The following is a 16,331-nucleotide window of genomic DNA, read 5'->3' on the forward strand; positions in this document are numbered from 1 at the left end:
ACAACAACTTAAGGGTTCTCGTTTTTGGACGACTGCGCAACGCACGGTGCTGGCAACAGCCATGGTGGTGGCCTTGGGCGGTTGTGCGTGGTTTGGCTCAAGCAAGGCTCCCAAGCCTGCTGATCTGGGTCCCAATGTGGTGAACTTGCCTGTGCGCCAGGCGTGGAAGCTGAGCATTCCTTCTGTCAAAGATGTGAATGTGCATGCGCATGTTCAGGGCGATACCGTGGTTGTGGCTGCTGCAGATGGCACCGTGGTGAGCTTGAATGCTGCCAATGGCCGCGAAAACTGGCGTGGACAGGCAGGCAAGACCCTGCAAACCGGCGTGGGCGCTGATGGTCGTATGGCCGCAGTTGTCACCACGGGCAATGAACTGGTGGTGCTGGAGGCGGGCAACAAGCTCTGGAGCAAAAAGCTTGGTGCCTCGTCGTTTACCGCACCGTTGGTGGGAGGTGGCCGTGTATTCGTACTGACAGCAGACCGCTCGGTCAGCGCCTTTGATGCGCAGAACGGCGCCCATCTGTGGACCCAAAAGCGTGAAGGTGAGCCTTTGGTACTGCGCCAGCAAGGGGTGCTGATACCTTACGGCAACACACTGCTGGCAGGTCTGTCGGGTCGTTTGGTGGCACTCAATCCTGATCACGGTAACGTGGAGTGGGAGGCCCCTTTGGCTTCGCCACGTGGAACCAATGACGTGGAGCGCTTGGTCGATTTGGTGGGCCCTGCTGCCCGTGTGGGCAACGCCGTGTGTGCACGTGCATTCCAGGCTTCTGTGGGATGTGTGGATGCCAATGTCGGTCGTACAGGCTGGGCGCAAACTGCCAAGGGAGCAGTGGGAATTGCAGCTGATGCAGAGTACGTGTATGGCACAGAGAGCAACGGCATTGTGCAGGCGTGGAACTTGATGGACGGTGAAAAGCGTTGGTCGGTTGACCGCTTCCAGCACCGTAAGCTGACAGCGCCGCTGGTGCTGGGCCGTGCGGTGGTCACCGCGGATGAAACAGGTCTGGTGCACCTGCTGTCTAAAAAAGATGGGGCTCACCTGAACCGATTGACAACAGATGGAACTGGTGTGGCTATGGCACCAGTAGTGGCTGCCGATACGTTGGTGGTCGTGACACGGGGTGGCGGCGTTTACGGTTTCCGCCCCGATTGACAGAATTTTTCGAATGAAGCCAGTTATTGCCCTCGTCGGGCGGCCCAATGTGGGCAAATCGACCTTGTTTAACAGACTGACGAAGTCACGCGACGCAATCGTTGCAGACTTTGCAGGCTTGACGCGCGACCGTCATTACGGGCAGGGGCGCCAGGGCAAGCACGAGTACATTGTGATTGACACGGGCGGTTTTGAGCCTGATGCGTCCAAGGGCATCTTCAAGGAGATGGCCAAGCAGACCCGCCAGGCTGTGGCAGAAGCCGATGTGGTGGTGTTCGTGGTTGATGCGCGGGACGGTTTGTCCGCACAGGATCACGACATTGCCAACTACCTGCGCCGCCTGGGCAAGCCCTGCGTGCTGGTGGCCAACAAGGCCGAAGGCATGAAAGCGGGCACACAGCTGGCCGAGTTCTATGAGCTGGGCCTGGGCGAAGTCTACCCAGTCTCGGCAGCGCATGGTCAAGGTGTGCGTGGTTTGGTGGATCTGGCGCTGGAGCCGTTGCAGCTGCCTGATCCCGATGAAGAAACCATTGAAGACGTAGAAGCACGTCCTGTGCGTCTGGCATTGGCAGGACGCCCGAATGCAGGCAAATCCACACTCATCAACACTTGGCTGGGTGAAGAGCGTCTGGTGGCCTTCGATATGCCTGGTACCACGCGTGATGCCATCTCTGTGCCGTTTGAGCGTAACGGTCAGAAGTTTGAGCTGATCGATACTGCAGGCTTGCGTCGCAAAGGCCGAGTTTTTGAAGCCATTGAAAAGTTCTCAGTGGTCAAGACACTGCAAGCGATCGAAGATGCCAACGTGGTTCTGCTGCTGATCGATGCCACCGAAGGTGTGACCGACCAGGATGCCCACATTGCGGGCTATGTACTGGAAAGTGGTCGTGCCGTTGTGGTGGCGGTGAACAAGTGGGATGCAGTAGATGACTATCAGCGTCAGATGGTGGAGCGAGCCATTGAAACCCGTCTGGGTTTTTTGAAGTTCGCCGCCTTGCACTTCATTTCTGCCACCAAGCGACAGGGCCTGGGGCCGCTGTGGGCATCCATCGTGCAAGCGCACAAGGCTGCAACCTGCAAGATGCCTACACCCGTACTCACACGGGTGCTCATGGAGGCCGTGCAGTATCAAACACCTAAGAAGGTGGGTGCTTATCGACCCAAACCGCGCTATGCGCACCAGGGCGGTATGAATCCTCCAGTGATCGTGATTCACGGAAATTCTGTGGAACATATCACTGACGCTTACAAGCGTTTCCTGGAAGGGCGTTTCCGCAAAGAGTTTGATTTGGTGGGTACGCCACTACGTATCGAGTTCAAGACTTCCCACAACCCCTACACCGACTGAGACGGGAAGTCATCACCACAGCGGTTGTATGCACGAATCCCAGCGGGGAAGAGGGCAAAAAAGGCGCTGTGGTAAGGTGTCGGTTTACAACAACATTTCCGAACACGGAGAATATCGTGAGCAATAAAGGCCAACTCCTGCAAGATCCTTTCCTGAACGCACTGCGTCGCGAGCATGTGCCCGTTTCCATTTATTTGGTCAACGGCATCAAGCTCCAAGGCCAAATCGAGTCTTTTGACCAGTACGTCGTGTTGCTGCGCAATACAGTGACACAGATGGTCTACAAGCACGCCATATCGACCATTGTTCCTGGCCGCGCCGTGAACTTCAACATGGCAGACAACAACGACAACGAGGCACCAGCCGCTTGAAACTGCTGACTAATCCCTTCCCTGTGCAACCGTGCAGGGTGGGGGAGGTGCTTGCATGAGCGTCAACGCGGCATCTTCCCCGAGCGCCACACCTGTTGTTTTGGTGGGCGTTGATTTTGGACTTCCACACTTCGACACCGAGCTTGAAGAGCTGGGCTTGCTGGCGCAAACCGCTGGTCTAGACCCCGTGGCACGTATTACCTGTAAACGCAAAGCCCCTGACGCGGCCCTTTTTGTGGGCAGTGGCAAGGCTGATGAGATTCGCATGCTCGCGCAGATGCATGGAGCGCGCGAGGTCTTGTTTGACCAAGCACTCAGTCCGGCACAACAGCGCAATCTCGAGCGGCACATGGAAATGCCGGTCAACGACCGCACCTTGCTGATCCTGGAAATTTTTGCCCAGCGTGCGCGCAGCCATGAAGGCAAGTTGCAGGTGGAACTTGCACGTTTGCAGTACATCAGCACACGCCTGGTTCGTCGCTGGACCCACCTGGAGCGGCAGATGGGTGGTATTGGCGGCCGTGGTGGCCCCGGTGAAAAGCAGATTGAGCTGGACCGACGCATGATTGCTGACGCGATCAAGCGCACCAAGGACAAGCTGCAAAAAGTCAAAAAGCAGCGCCAGACCCAACGCCGCCAGCGTGAACGCCGAGATGTATTCAACATCTCATTGGTGGGCTACACCAATGCAGGCAAATCCACCTTGTTCAATGCTTTGGTCAAAGCGCGTGCTTACGCAGCCGACCAGTTGTTTGCAACGTTGGATACGACTACACGCCAGCTGTATCTGAGTGAGGCGGGTATGTCGGTATCGCTGTCCGATACAGTGGGTTTTATTCGCGACTTGCCCCACGGTTTGGTGGAAGCATTTCAGGCTACGTTGCAAGAAGCAGTCGATGCCGATTTGCTGCTGCATGTGGTGGATGCCTCCAACGAAACTTTCCCAGAGCAGATGGATCAAGTGCGCAAGGTACTTGGTGAAATCGATGCCCTGGGAATCCCGCAGGTGCTGGTTTTCAACAAGCTCGATGCTTTGCCTCCAGCGCGAATGCCCACAGTACTGCAGGACACTTATGAAGTTGATGGGGTAGCAGTGCCACGTGTTTTCGTCAGTGCACGCAGTGGCGACGGATTGCAGCAGCTGCGTCAGATTTTGGCTGATGCAGCCATTGCGGCACGCAATGCACCTGACGATGTGACGAGTGGGGGCAGTGATGAGGATTCACTGTCCATACCAATGTCCCCTGAAGACTACGACGATTGAGCAATGTGCTTATCCAACATTTGGGCACAATGCGCTATGGTTCATAGCTATACCAATTGAGACTTTTCGCATGAATTTCCTGAATCGCGCCCCTCGCTGGGCAGTGCTGCCAGAACGCTTGCGGGGAATGTTCAATCTGAATGATCCCCGCTGGGGCCGTGGAGAGGACAACAATGCAGGGGAGGGCGAGCAGCGCCCAGATTCTGATCGTCCCGCGCCACCGCCTTCTTCTCCGCCACCTTCTCGTGGTCAAAACAATCAGGCGGGTCAACCTCCTGATCTGGATGAGTTGTGGCGTGACCTCAACCGCAAGCTTTCCGGCTTGTTTGGAGGGAAACCACCGCAAGGGCCGCGTGGTGGTAATTCGCAGCCCCCTGAAATGAAGAGCGCAGGCATTGGCGTCGGCGTGATCGCTGGCATTGCCGTGCTGATCTGGCTGGGGACGGGCTTCTTCATTGTGCAAGAAGGTCAGCAGGCAGTGATCACCCAGTTCGGCAAGTACCACTCCACGGTGGGTGCCGGTTTTAACTGGCGTGTGCCCTATCCCATCCAAAACCATGAACTGGTGTATGTCTCGCAAATCCGCTCGGTGGATGTGGGGCGTGACACCATCATCAAGAGCACAGGCTTGCGTGAGTCGGCGATGTTGACGGAAGACGAGAACATCGTCGAAATCAAATTCGCCGTGCAGTACCGCTTGAGCGATGCGCGTGCCTGGTTGTTTGAAAGCAAGAACCCGGACGTTGCCGTCGTGCAGGCAGCTGAAACTGCTGTGCGCGAAGTAGTGGGCAAGATGAAGATGGATACGGCGCTTGCAGAGGAGCGTGACCAGATTGCGCCTCGGGTGCGTGATCTGATGCAGACCATTCTGGATCGCTACAAAGTTGGTGTGGAAGTGGTGGGCATCAATATGCAGCAAGGCGGCGTGCGTCCGCCCGAGCAGGTGCAGGCTGCGTTTGACGATGTGCTCAAAGCTGGCCAGGAGCGTGAGCGTGCCAAGAACGAAGCACAGGCCTATGCCAACGACGTGATTCCTCGCGCTACGGGTACGGCAGCGCGCCTGAAGGAAGAAGCCGAAGCCTATCGTGAGCGTATTGCTGCGCAAGCAGAGGGTGATGCGCAGCGCTTTAGCTCTTTGCTGGCTGAGTACAAGAAGGCTCCGCAAGTCACGCGTGATCGTTTGTATACCGAGGCCATGCAAGAGGTGTACAGCAACGTGACCAAGGTGCTGGTGGATTCCCGCCAGGGCTCGAACCTGCTGTACTTGCCACTGGACAAGATCATGCAAAGCGCTGGTGCTGCGGCACCGCAGCCAGCACAGGATGCTGCAGCGCGTGCGCAAACGTCAGGCAGCACGGCTGTGCCCGCTACCCCCGTTGATTCCCGCGTGCGCGACGCCAGCCGTTCGCGTGAACGCGAGTCCCGCTGAGGAGATCTGTTGTGAACAGAGTTGGATTTATTGCCTCTAGCCTGTTGGTGGTGTTGGCATTGTTGAGCTCCATGCTCTTTGTGGTGGATCAGCGCCAGTTCGGTGTGGTCTATGCCTTGGGTCAAATCAAGAGCGTGATCACCGAGCCAGGACTGAACTTCAAGTTGCCGCCCCCATTTCAGAATGTGCGCTATATCGACAAGCGTTTGCTGACACTCGATAGCAGTGACACCGAGCCCATGTTGACGGCAGAAAAGCAGCGCGTGGTGATCGACTGGTATGTGCGCTGGCGCATCTCGGACCCACAGGAATACATACGTAATGTGGGCCTGGATGAAAGTGCAGGTGCCATGCAGCTCAATCGTGTGGTGCGCAATGCTTTTCAGGAAGAAGTGAACAAGCGCACTGTGCGCGAATTGCTCTCGACCAAGCGTGATACCTTGATGGCCGACGTCAAGCAAGAAGTGCTGAATGCCGTATCAGGTGGCAAGCCTTGGGGTGTGGATGTGGTGGACGTGCGCATTACACGTGTGGATTACGCGGAAACCATTACCGAGTCGGTCTATCGCCGTATGGAGGCAGAGCGCAAGCGCGTGGCCAATGAACTGCGTTCGACCGGTGCTGCGGAAGGCGAAAAGATCCGAGCGGAAGCGGACCGTCAGCGTGAAATCACGGTGGCCAACGCCTACCGTGACGCGCAGAAGATCAAGGGTGAAGGTGATGCGCAAGCCGCTAAAACCTATGCAGAAGCTTTTGGGCAGGATCCGCAGTTTGCCAAGTTCTATCGCAGTCTGGACGCTTACAAGGCCAGCTTTGCGAACAAGGGTGATGTGATGCTGGTAGACCCTAGCAGTTCGGAGTTCTTTAAGTCCTACCGCAGCAGCGGCAGTGGCTCCAGCAATTAAGTAGATCCAACTTTCTTGCTGCCCTTATTAAGGCCAAGGTAAGCTCACCGCCATGGAAACACAAATCTCTTGGTGGGCTGCCTTGGCCTTGGTTTTGGTCATTGAGGGCCTTTTCCCGTTTATCTCACCCAAGGGCTGGCGTGAGATGTTCTCCCAACTGCTGGCATTGCGTGATGGTCAGATCCGTTTTGTCGGGCTGCTCTGTATCGCAGTCGGTCTGGCTTTGCTGTGGCTGCTGAAATAACGTGTTTCATGTCTAGGCCTTAAGCCTTTGTTAGGGCAGGACGGCGATAGCCGATAGAATCACGTTTTTAACAGCCTCCCCCTTTTTTCCATGTCCGCTTGGGTCCTGCCGGATCACATCGCCGATGTTTTGCCTTCCGAGGCTCGGCACATCGAAGAGTTGCGTCGAGGATTACTCGATACGGCACGCAGCTATGGGTATGAATTGGTCATGCCTCCGCTCTTGGAGTACCTGGAATCTTTGCTCACCGGCACGGGTGAAGCACTGAACCTGCAGACTTTCAAGTTGGTTGACCAGATTTCTGGCCGCTCCCTGGGTTTGCGGGCGGACATGACGCAGCAAGTGGCGCGTATTGATGCCCACTTGCTCAACCGACAAGGTGTTACGCGTCTGTGCTATTGCGGCCCTGTGCTGCATGCTGCGCCGGATCGTCCACGTGCAACGCGCGAGCCTTTGCAGTTTGGCGCAGAAATCTATGGCCACGAAGGCCCGGAAGCCGACTTTGAGGCTTTGAGCCTGGCGCTCGCCTGCGTGCAAGGTGCTGGCGTGCAAGATTACACAGTGGATCTGGCCGATGTGCGCATTGTGCGCAGCTTGCTGGCGGGCGTGATGGTCGACTCTTCCGTGTTGCAAAAAGTGCATGCTGCATTGGCTGCCAAAGATGCAACCAGCCTGGCGGAACTGACCAAAAATTTCCCCCAGGCTTCGAGCGAAGGCCTGATGGCATTGCTGCAACTGTATGGCGATGCACAGGTGCTGGACGAGGCCGAAAAGGCTTTGGCCCGCACCCCGGGTGCGCAACATGTGCTGCAGCATTTGAGGTGGTTTGCATCGCAGTTTCCCCAGACGAATGTGACGTTCGATCTGGCGGATCTGCGTGGCTATTCTTACTACAGTGGCACGCGCTTTGCGGTGTACGCCCCCGGTGCCAGCGATGCGCTGGTGCGTGGTGGTCGTTACGATGAAGTGGGTGCCGTTTTTGGACGCAACCGCCCTGCGGCGGGCTTCTCACTGGATATCAAGCAATTGGTATCGGTGGTGCCATCGCGTCCGCTGCGAGCGGCCATCCGCGCTCCCTGGGGCAATGATGCACAGCTGAGTTCTGCCATCGCGCAATTGCGCGCGCAAGGCGAGACCGTGGTGTGCGTGCTTCCCGGGCATGAGAGCGAGGTGGACGAATTCCACTGCGACCGAGCACTGGTGCAAAGCGCCGGGCAATGGGTCGTGCAAGCCGTTTAAGGCATTTTTCAATTCATCGGATTTGAGATTATGAAAGCAACCAAAGGTCGCAACGTGGTCGTCGTCGGTACCCAATGGGGCGACGAAGGCAAGGGTAAATTGGTCGACTGGCTGACCGAGAGTGCCCAAGGTGTGGTGCGCTTCCAAGGCGGCCACAATGCCGGTCACACATTGGTGATCAATGGCGTGAAGACTGCGCTGCACCTGATTCCAAGCGGCATCATGCGTTCGGGCGTGAAATGCTACATCGGCAACGGTGTGGTCTTGTCCGTGGGCAAGTTGTTTGAGGAAATTGAAGGCCTGGAAAAGGCGGGTGTTTCGGTGCGTGATCGCCTGCGCGTGTCGGAAGCCTGCCCCTTGATCTTGCCTTTCCATCAAGCATTGGACGTGGCGCGTGAAGCTGCCCGCGAACAAGGCGGGGTGCAAAAGATCGGTACCACCGGCAAGGGCATTGGCCCTGCGTATGAAGACAAGATTGCACGCCGTGCATTGCGTGTGCAAGACCTCAAGCACCCAGAGCGCTTTGCGACCAAGCTGCGCGAACTGTTGAATCTGCACAACCACATTCTGGTGGAGGTGCTGGGCTCCAAGAAGTTCGAATTTGCCGATGCGCTCAAGCCTTACATCAAGGATGGGCAAGTGCAGTTCGACGTGATGTACGAAGAAGCCATGCGCCATGCGCAGCTGCTCAAGCCCATGATTGCCGATGTGTCGCGTGAACTCAACGATGCACATGCTGCTGGCGCCAATTTGCTGTTTGAAGGTGCACAAGGCACGTTGCTGGACGTGGATCATGGCACCTATCCCTATGTGACATCGTCCAACTGCGTGGCAGGCAATGCTGCTGCTGGCGCGGGCGTTGGCCCAGGCATGCTGCACTACATTCTGGGCATCACCAAGGCTTACTGCACCCGCGTGGGCGGCGGACCATTCCCTACCGAGCTGGAGTGGGAAAAGGAAGGTACTCCTGGCTACATCATGTCCACCGTGGGCGCTGAAAAGGGCGTGACTACCGGTCGCTCGCGCCGCTGTGGCTGGTTTGACGCCGCATTGCTCAAGCGCTCGGCGCAGATCAATGGCCTGTCGGGCCTGTGCATCACCAAGCTGGACGTGCTGGACGGTATTGAAGAGCTGCAACTGTGCGTGGGCTACGAGCTGGATGGCCAGAAGATTGACATCCTGCCTTTGGGTGCTGACGATATCGAGCGTTGCAAGCCCATCTACGAATCGATTCCCGGCTGGACCGACTCGACCGTGGGTGTGGTCGACTACAACAAGTTGCCAGTGAACGCCCAGCGTTATCTGCAGCGCATCGAAGAAGTGACTGGTGTGCCTATTGCGATGGTGTCGACCAGCCCTGACCGCGATCACACCATCTTGATGCAAAACCCTTACGCAGCTGCTTAAACAGTACTGCCTTTATTAACACGCTCCTCGCGAAGACATTAAGACAGGAACAACACATGTTGACTGAAGACGGCAAGCACCTGTACGTCAGTTACGACGAATACCACGGCTTGATCGAAAAGCTGGCCTTGAAGATTCACCAGTCTGGCTGGGAATTCGACACCATTTTGTGCTTGGCACGTGGTGGCCTGCGCCCTGGTGATATCTTGAGCCGAATTTTTGACAAGCCGCTGGCCATCATGTCCACCAGCTCTTACCGTGCCGAAGCTGGCAAGGTGCAGGGTCATCTGGACATTGGGCGATTCATCGCCACCCCCAAGGGCGAGATTGCTGGCCGCGTGCTGCTGGTGGATGATCTGGCTGATACAGGCGTAACGCTGAACGCGGTGGTCAAGCGCCTTAAGGAAAACTACGCGCCCATCACTGAATTGCGCACTGCCGTGATCTGGACCAAGGGTGTTTCGTCCTTCAAGGCTGATTACTCGGTGGAAGATCTGCCAACCAACCCCTGGATTCATCAGCCCTTTGAAGGCTATGACAATCTCTCGCCAGAGAAGCTGATGGAGAAGTGGAAGCTGTAATTGCAGCTTGTGTCCACCTAAAAAGGAGTCCGTGCGGCTCCTTTTTTTATGCTTGCGCAGGGATTCGAGCCTGCATTCAACGTGCGCATCAAAATGAAAAACGTTCGGTTTTGAAACTCTATGAATATTTATTTGGCATGCTGTTTTTCCAGATGGGCTGATAGTCCTTATGGCTATGCATATGCAGGTCAATCAGCTTCGTTATGCTTGCTGGCATGCAAATGATGTTTGATGCCCTGTGGCGTGCACTGGCCGATTGCCTGCGTGGCAAGGTCATCGCATGGTCTTTGTTTCCTCTGTTGCTGGTGGCCTTGATGGGGTTGCTTGTCGGCATTTTCTGGTGGGATGGGGCTGTGACTATCGTGCAGTCCTGGCTCGAGCGTGCCAGCTGGCTGCAGTGGCTGTGGAGCTGGATGGGCTCAGCGACGGCTACAGCCAGCGCGGTGGCGGCCGCTGTGACCGTTGTGCTGGTGGTTAGTCCCATTGTCATCATGATTGCGCTGGCTATTGTGGCGGTGGTCATGACGCCCAAAATGGTGGAACTGGTGGCTGAGCGTCGCTTTCCTCACTTACAGCGCAAGCGTGGGGGAGGCTGGGTAAGCAGTGCACTCTGGGCACTGAGTTCCACTGCTGTTGCGCTCATGGTGTTATTGCTGTCGGTGCCTCTGTGGCTGGTGCCACCTCTGATTTTGGTTTTGCCTCCGTTGATTTGGGGCTGGCTGACGTACCGGGTGATGACTTTTGATGCTTTGGCTGAGCACGCCAGCAAGGCAGAGCGACAAGCTATTTTGGAAGTACACCGATATCGCTTGATTCTGATGGGGGTGGTATGTGGCTATATTGGCGCAGCGCCGAGCTTGGTGTGGGCTTCGGGCATTGTGTTTGCAGCTGCGTTCTGGATTTTGATTCCCATTGCGGTGTGGATTTATGCGCTGGTTTTTGCCTTTTCCTCGCTGTGGTTTGCGCACTATGGTTTGGCGGCGCTGTATAGCTTGCGTGCAAGCGCGGGCAACAAAGAGGCATCGTTCGCACCATAAGCAGTCGTGGGGACGCGGGCTTGCTGTATGTTTTGAACCAATTGGTGCAATCAAATAGCGAGATAGTCGATTGCACCAATTTGGTGTGTTCTGGCGAACTAAAATGGTGCCGATATGACGAACTCGCTAGGGTTTGTCAGATGTGCACCAAAATGGTGAATCATCAACAAAAGCCATGAAGTCATGTACTTCATGGCTTTATGCTTATGGCAAGCGCATCGGCGTGACAGCTAAAAGCTGGCACACAAACTGCTTTGCTTAATGCGTACTTTCTATGAAGCGCTTTTCCAGGAGAACCTGATGGCTAAGACCGTTGCAGATGTGATGAACCTAGTGAAGGAGAACGAGGTCAAGTTTGTTGACCTGCGCTTCACTGATACCCGTGGCAAGGAGCAGCACGTCACTGTGCCAATCTCGCATTTTGATGATGACAAGTTCACATCAGGCCACGCTTTCGACGGTTCGTCGGTTGCAGGTTGGAAGGGTATTGAAGCTTCGGACATGCTGTTGATGCCCGATCCCAACACCGCCAACATTGACCCCTTCTTTGAAGAAACCACGCTGATCTTGCAGTGTGATGTGATCGAGCCCGGTGATGGCAAGGCCTATGACCGCGATCCACGCTCTGTGGCCAAGCGCGCTGAAGCCTACCTGAAGGCTTCTGGTCTGGGTGATACCGCATATTTCGGTCCCGAGCCAGAATTCTTCATCTTTGATGGCGTGCGCTGGGGCACCGAAGCTCATAACCCCTTCTTCGAAATCGAAGAATACGAAGCACCATGGAACACTGGCACCAAGTTTGAAGGCGGTAACCGTGGTCACCGCCCTCGTGTCAAGGGTGGCTATTTCCCTGTGCCTCCGGTTGACAGTACACAGGATATGCGTGCCGAGATGTCTCTGATCTTGGAGTCCTTGGGTATTCCTGTCGAAGTGTTCCACCACGAAGTGGCAGGTGCTGGCCAAAATGAGCTGGGCACCCGTTTTTCCACTCTGGTGGAGCGCGCTGACTGGACACAGTTGCAGAAATACGTGATCTGGAACGTCGCCAACACCTACGGCAAGACCGCGACTTTCATGCCCAAGCCTTACTCTGGCGACAACGGCTCGGGCATGCACGTGCACCAGTCTGTGTGGAAGGATGGCAAGAATCTGTTCGCTGGCGACGGCTATGCCGGTCTGTCCGACTTTGCCCTGTACTACATCGGTGGCATCATCAAGCACGCACGTGCACTGAACGCCATCACCAACCCCGGCACCAACTCGTACAAGCGCCTGGTTCCCGGCTTTGAAGCACCTGTGAAGCTGGCTTACTCGGCCAAGAACCGTTCTGCTTCCATCCGTATTCCTTACGTGAGCAATCCCAAGGGGCGCCGTGTTGAAGCGCGCTTCCCAGATCCTCTGATGAACCCCTACCTGGGCTTCGCAGCGCTGTTGATGGCTGGTCTGGATGGCGTGGAAAACAAGATTCACCCCGGCGAAGCTGCCACCAAGGATCTCTACCACCTGCCTCCAGAAGAAGACAAGTTGGTGCCTACCGTGTGCCACAGTCTGGATCAGGCGCTGGAAGCTTTGGACGCAGACCGCGCGTTCCTGACCAAGGGTGGCGTGTTCAGTGACTCCATGATTGACGCCTATATCGAGCTGAAGATGGGCGAAGTGACGCGCTATCGACAGTCTGTACACCCCGTTGAATACGATATGTACTATTCGCTGTAATTTGCAAGGTGCCAGCACAAGCTGGTGCCGTCTGCAGATGTGCAAATGGGCAGCCTCAGGGCTGCCTTTTTTGTAGAAGCCAACGAATGCCTTGTCGGAATAATCAAGGACAAGTGAAGTGCTGCATTGCAAAATGCACCCATGACGTGAACTAGCTCATGTACGCTTCACAACGTTCAGTATTGGATAGGGGCATAGAAATGAAACAAAAGATTGTGCTGGTGAGTTGTTGCTTGGCAGCGGGTATTGCTGCCTTGAGTAATGCCGTGGCGCAGGAGCGCATCTACCGCTGTGGCAATGAGTACACCAACAGTGCTGCAATCGCCAAGCAGCGCAATTGCCAGGTTGTGGAGGGCGGTCATGTCACGGTGGTGAATACAGGTGAAGCCAAGCCTGCTGCCAAGGCACCATCAAGCACAAGTCCCAAGCCTGCTGCCAGCAACCGGTCAGTGCAGGTGGATCCTGAGCAGCAAAAGGCACGCGATAACGATGCGCGTGCCATCTTGCAAAGTGAGCTGAGCAAGGCGCAGGACAAGCTCAACGCCTTGAAAGCTGAATACAACGATGGCAACCCCATCAAGACTGCCCTGGAGTTGCGTAATCCGCAGGTGTTCAATGAGCGGGTGGAAGCTCTGAAAGCCAGTATCGCCAGACAGGAAGCCGATGTAGCCGGGATTCAGCGTGAGTTGTCACGTCATTCTGGCGGCTGATTTTTTGAAAGTTTGATCTCTTCATGTCCCAAGCTTCTTCCAATGCTGCGCAGCGTTTTGCTGCTTTGGACTTGCTCTCAACCTTAGCGGTTGTCGTGGATGCGCAAGGCGCAGTGGTATTTGCCAATGCGGCGCTGGAGAGTGCGGTAGGCATGTCGCGTCGCATGTTGGAGGGATCAGAGTTTGCGCAGCATCTGGCGGCTCCTTCTTTGCTCAGGTCGGGCCTGAGCGCTTCTGGTGGGCAAAGCTATGCTGCCATGAGCTTTGACACCGGCTTGCTACGCGCTGTTCAAGAGCCTTTGTTTGTTCACGTGACAGTCACCGCCATTGAGCACAGTGATTTGAAGCTCATCGAGTTGTGGGTGCTAGAGCAGCAGGCCCGCCAGGACCGAGAAGAGCGCTTGGTGGCGCAAGCCGAGGCCAACAAGGAGCTGGTACGTAATTTGGCCCACGAAATCAAGAATCCTTTGGGGGGAATTCGTGGCGCTGCGCAATTGCTCGAGATGGAGCTTGAGAGCAAAGACCTGCGTGAGTACACACAGGTCATCATTCACGAAGCAGATCGCTTGCAAAGTTTGGTGGATCGCTTGCTGGCGCCTCACAGGCATCCTCATCAACTGGTCGATTTGAATATCCATGAGGTGTGTGAGCGGGTGAGGGCGCTGGTGTTGCTGGAGTATCCACAGGGGCTGAAGATTCGTCGTGATTACGATATCTCCATTCCCGAGTTCAAAGGCGATCGCGCGCAACTGATTCAGGCCTTGCTCAACATTGTGCAAAACGCCGCACAGGTGCTTACAGAGAAGGTTAACAGTGGGGAGGCTGAGATTACGCTGCGCACTCGCGTGGTCCGTCAAGTCACTATTGGACGCCAACGGCACAGACTGGCATTGGAATTGCATGTCATTGATAACGGCCCCGGCGTGCCAGATCACATCAAGGAGCGGATTTTTTATCCGCTGGTGACTGGCAGGGATGGAGGCTCGGGCTTAGGACTGCCGCTGGCGCAAACTTTTGTGCAACGCCACCACGGTCTGATTGAGTGTGAAAGCATGCCCGGGCGCACAGACTTCAGAATTCTGATCCCACTGCCTTAAGACCGGGGCTCTGACAGAACAAGCAACGGAAGGTAAACACTGCATATGAAGCCGATCTGGATAGTAGATGACGACCCCTCGATCCGCTTCGTCTTAGAAAAGGCGTTGGCTCGCGAAAACCTGGATACCCGCAGCTTCAGCAATCCGCGTGAGGTGTTGGCTGCGCTGGCAGACTTGCCAGATGGAGATCCTGCCCAGCAAGGCCCTCGGGTGCTTGTCAGTGATATTCGCATGCCAGGAGGTTCTGGCTTGCAGCTGCTGGAACAGGTGCATTCACTGCATCCTGATTTGCCGGTCATCATCATGACGGCCTATTCGGATTTGGATAGTGCGGTTTCAGCTTTCCAGCGAGGTGCTTTTGAATATCTGCCCAAGCCCTTTGATTTGCCCAAGGCCATCGAACTGATCCGCCGTGCGGTCGAAGAGAGCGAGCGTGAGCAAGTGGCGGAAGAGCGCCAGACGGTCATGCCGGAAATGCTGGGCCAGGCACCAGCCATGCAGGATGTGTTCCGGGCCATTGGCCGCTTGAGTCAGAGTGCGGTCACCGTGCTGATCACGGGTGAGTCCGGCTCAGGCAAGGAATTGGTGGCTCGGGCGTTGCACAAGCACTCGCCTGTGGGCAATGGCCCGTTTGTGGCAATCAATACGGCGGCTATCCCCAAGGATCTGCTGGAGTCGGAGCTGTTTGGGCATGAGCGCGGTGCATTTACCGGAGCGCAGACGCAGCGGCGCGGTCGCTTTGAGCAGGCCGAAGGCGGTACTTTGTTTCTGGATGAAATTGGCGATATGCCTTTTGATCTGCAAACCCGTTTGTTGCGTGTGTTGTCGGATGGGCAGTTCTATCGTGTCGGGGGACATACTGCCGTGAAAAGCAATGTCCGAGTGATTGCTGCGACCCATCAGAATCTGGAGCAACGTGTCAAAGATGGTGTGTTCCGTGAAGACCTGTTCCATCGCTTGAACGTTATCCGCCTGCGTCTGCCATCGTTGCGTGAGCGTGCAGAAGATGTGCCTATGCTGGTCAAACATTTTTTGCAACGCAGTGCAAAGCAATTGGGAGTGGAGCCCAAGCGTATTTCCGAAGCCGCGCTGCAGCGTTTGTCGCAGTTCAGTTTCCCAGGTAATGTGCGACAGCTGGAAAACATTTGCCATTGGTTGACCGTTATGGCGCCAGCGCAGCAAGTTTCTGTGCAGGATCTGCCGCCTGAGGTATTGGGTGTCGTGGAGGATGCATTTCCGGCGCCCCCTGCGGTTGCAAGCATTGCGGCTGCCTCCATGCCAGAGCGGACGGTGGTACAGCCACCTGTTGTCCAGTCTATTCCGGGTAATCTGGATGCAGGAAGTGACGCAAGCTGGGAACTCTTGCTTGAAGCAGAAGCGCGAAAGCTATTGCAAAGTGACTGCAAAGAGGTTTGGGATGTGTTGAGCCAGCGTTTTGAGTCGAGTTTGATCACTACAGCGCTAACACTCACTCATGGCAGACGCATGGAGGCCGCGCTGCGTTTGGGGATTGGCCGCAACACGATTACACGCAAGATTCAAGAGCTGGGGATTGATGGTGCGGACAGGGTTGTTGCAGAAAACTGAGGCAGCTTTCATGCAGTAAAAGAAAAGGGCATATGTGCGCATATGCCCTTTTTTGTTTCCGAAATCTGATGCATGTGAAGAAGTGGTGATTCGTCCTACAGCCAGCGCATGTCTATGCTGACCATCGGGTATCTCATAATTTTTGACAATCTTGTGACAATAAGGCTTGTAGTGTTTGCGCACGCATGGCCGGCTTCAGCATTCGTTGTATTTCATGTCGCACTCTTCTTCACATGCTCC

At 55.7% G+C, this 16,331-nt stretch carries 15 protein-coding genes; all 15 read left to right on the top strand.

Annotated elements, in window-relative coordinates; genetic code table 11:
* Positions 1-61: 61 nt before the first annotated feature.
* The 15 genes from bamB to ntrC all read left to right on the top strand — a co-directional run bounded on the left by bamB (position 62) and on the right by ntrC (position 16,091).
* Positions 62-1,156: an outer membrane protein assembly factor BamB gene (gene bamB / locus QEP11_RS05700; RefSeq protein ID WP_413788687.1), complete on the top strand. Its 1,095-nt coding sequence runs from the start codon at positions 62-64 to the stop codon at positions 1,154-1,156.
* Between the two features lie 13 nt (positions 1,157-1,169).
* Positions 1,170-2,504 (top strand): ribosome biogenesis GTPase Der, encoded by a 1,335-nt coding sequence (gene der, locus QEP11_RS05705; RefSeq protein ID WP_284335678.1) that lies wholly within the window; start codon positions 1,170-1,172, stop codon positions 2,502-2,504.
* Between the two features lie 116 nt (positions 2,505-2,620).
* On the top strand, positions 2,621-2,875 hold the full coding sequence (gene hfq, locus QEP11_RS05710; protein ID WP_284335679.1) for an RNA chaperone Hfq: 255 nt from the start codon (positions 2,621-2,623) through the stop codon (positions 2,873-2,875).
* Between the two features lie 55 nt (positions 2,876-2,930).
* Positions 2,931-4,139 (top strand): GTPase HflX, encoded by a 1,209-nt coding sequence (gene hflX, locus QEP11_RS05715; protein ID WP_284335680.1) that lies wholly within the window; start codon positions 2,931-2,933, stop codon positions 4,137-4,139.
* A gap of 70 nt (positions 4,140-4,209) precedes the next feature.
* Entirely contained in the window at positions 4,210-5,568 is a 1,359-nt protein-coding gene (gene hflK / locus QEP11_RS05720; RefSeq protein WP_284335681.1) for an FtsH protease activity modulator HflK, read from the top strand.
* Between the two features lie 11 nt (positions 5,569-5,579).
* Positions 5,580-6,473 carry a protease modulator HflC gene (gene hflC, locus QEP11_RS05725; RefSeq protein ID WP_284335682.1) on the top strand — a complete coding sequence of 298 codons (894 nt, stop codon included), beginning with the start codon at positions 5,580-5,582 and terminating at the stop codon, positions 6,471-6,473.
* Between the two features lie 52 nt (positions 6,474-6,525).
* A complete protein-coding gene (locus tag QEP11_RS05730; protein ID WP_284335683.1) occupies positions 6,526-6,717 on the top strand; it encodes a DUF2065 domain-containing protein in 192 nt (63 codons plus the stop codon).
* A 90-nt stretch (positions 6,718-6,807) separates the two neighbouring features.
* Positions 6,808-7,956 carry an ATP phosphoribosyltransferase regulatory subunit gene (locus tag QEP11_RS05735; RefSeq protein WP_284335684.1) on the top strand — a complete coding sequence of 383 codons (1,149 nt, stop codon included), beginning with the start codon at positions 6,808-6,810 and terminating at the stop codon, positions 7,954-7,956.
* 30 nt (positions 7,957-7,986) lie between these two features.
* A complete protein-coding gene (locus tag QEP11_RS05740; protein WP_284335685.1) occupies positions 7,987-9,363 on the top strand; it encodes an adenylosuccinate synthase in 1,377 nt (458 codons plus the stop codon).
* 56 nt (positions 9,364-9,419) lie between these two features.
* On the top strand, positions 9,420-9,944 hold the full coding sequence (locus QEP11_RS05745; RefSeq protein ID WP_284335686.1) for a phosphoribosyltransferase: 525 nt from the start codon (positions 9,420-9,422) through the stop codon (positions 9,942-9,944).
* 215 nt (positions 9,945-10,159) lie between these two features.
* Entirely contained in the window at positions 10,160-10,981 is an 822-nt protein-coding gene (locus QEP11_RS05750; protein ID WP_284335687.1) for an EI24 domain-containing protein, read from the top strand.
* Positions 10,982-11,281: 300 nt separating this feature from the next.
* Positions 11,282-12,697, top strand: coding sequence for a type I glutamate--ammonia ligase (gene glnA, locus QEP11_RS05755; protein ID WP_284335688.1), 1,416 nt, complete (start codon positions 11,282-11,284; stop codon positions 12,695-12,697).
* A 200-nt stretch (positions 12,698-12,897) separates the two neighbouring features.
* On the top strand, positions 12,898-13,407 hold the full coding sequence (locus tag QEP11_RS05760) for a hypothetical protein (RefSeq protein ID WP_284335689.1): 510 nt from the start codon (positions 12,898-12,900) through the stop codon (positions 13,405-13,407).
* Between the two features lie 23 nt (positions 13,408-13,430).
* Positions 13,431-14,504 carry a nitrogen regulation protein NR(II) gene (gene glnL / locus QEP11_RS05765; protein ID WP_284335690.1) on the top strand — a complete coding sequence of 358 codons (1,074 nt, stop codon included), beginning with the start codon at positions 13,431-13,433 and terminating at the stop codon, positions 14,502-14,504.
* 45 nt (positions 14,505-14,549) lie between these two features.
* Entirely contained in the window at positions 14,550-16,091 is a 1,542-nt protein-coding gene (ntrC, locus tag QEP11_RS05770) for a nitrogen regulation protein NR(I) (protein WP_284335691.1), read from the top strand.
* Positions 16,092-16,331 lie beyond the last annotated feature (240 nt).

It is taken from the genome of Comamonas halotolerans (genome assembly GCF_030162935.1).
GTDB classification, from domain to species: domain Bacteria; phylum Pseudomonadota; class Gammaproteobacteria; order Burkholderiales; family Burkholderiaceae_C; genus Comamonas; species Comamonas halotolerans.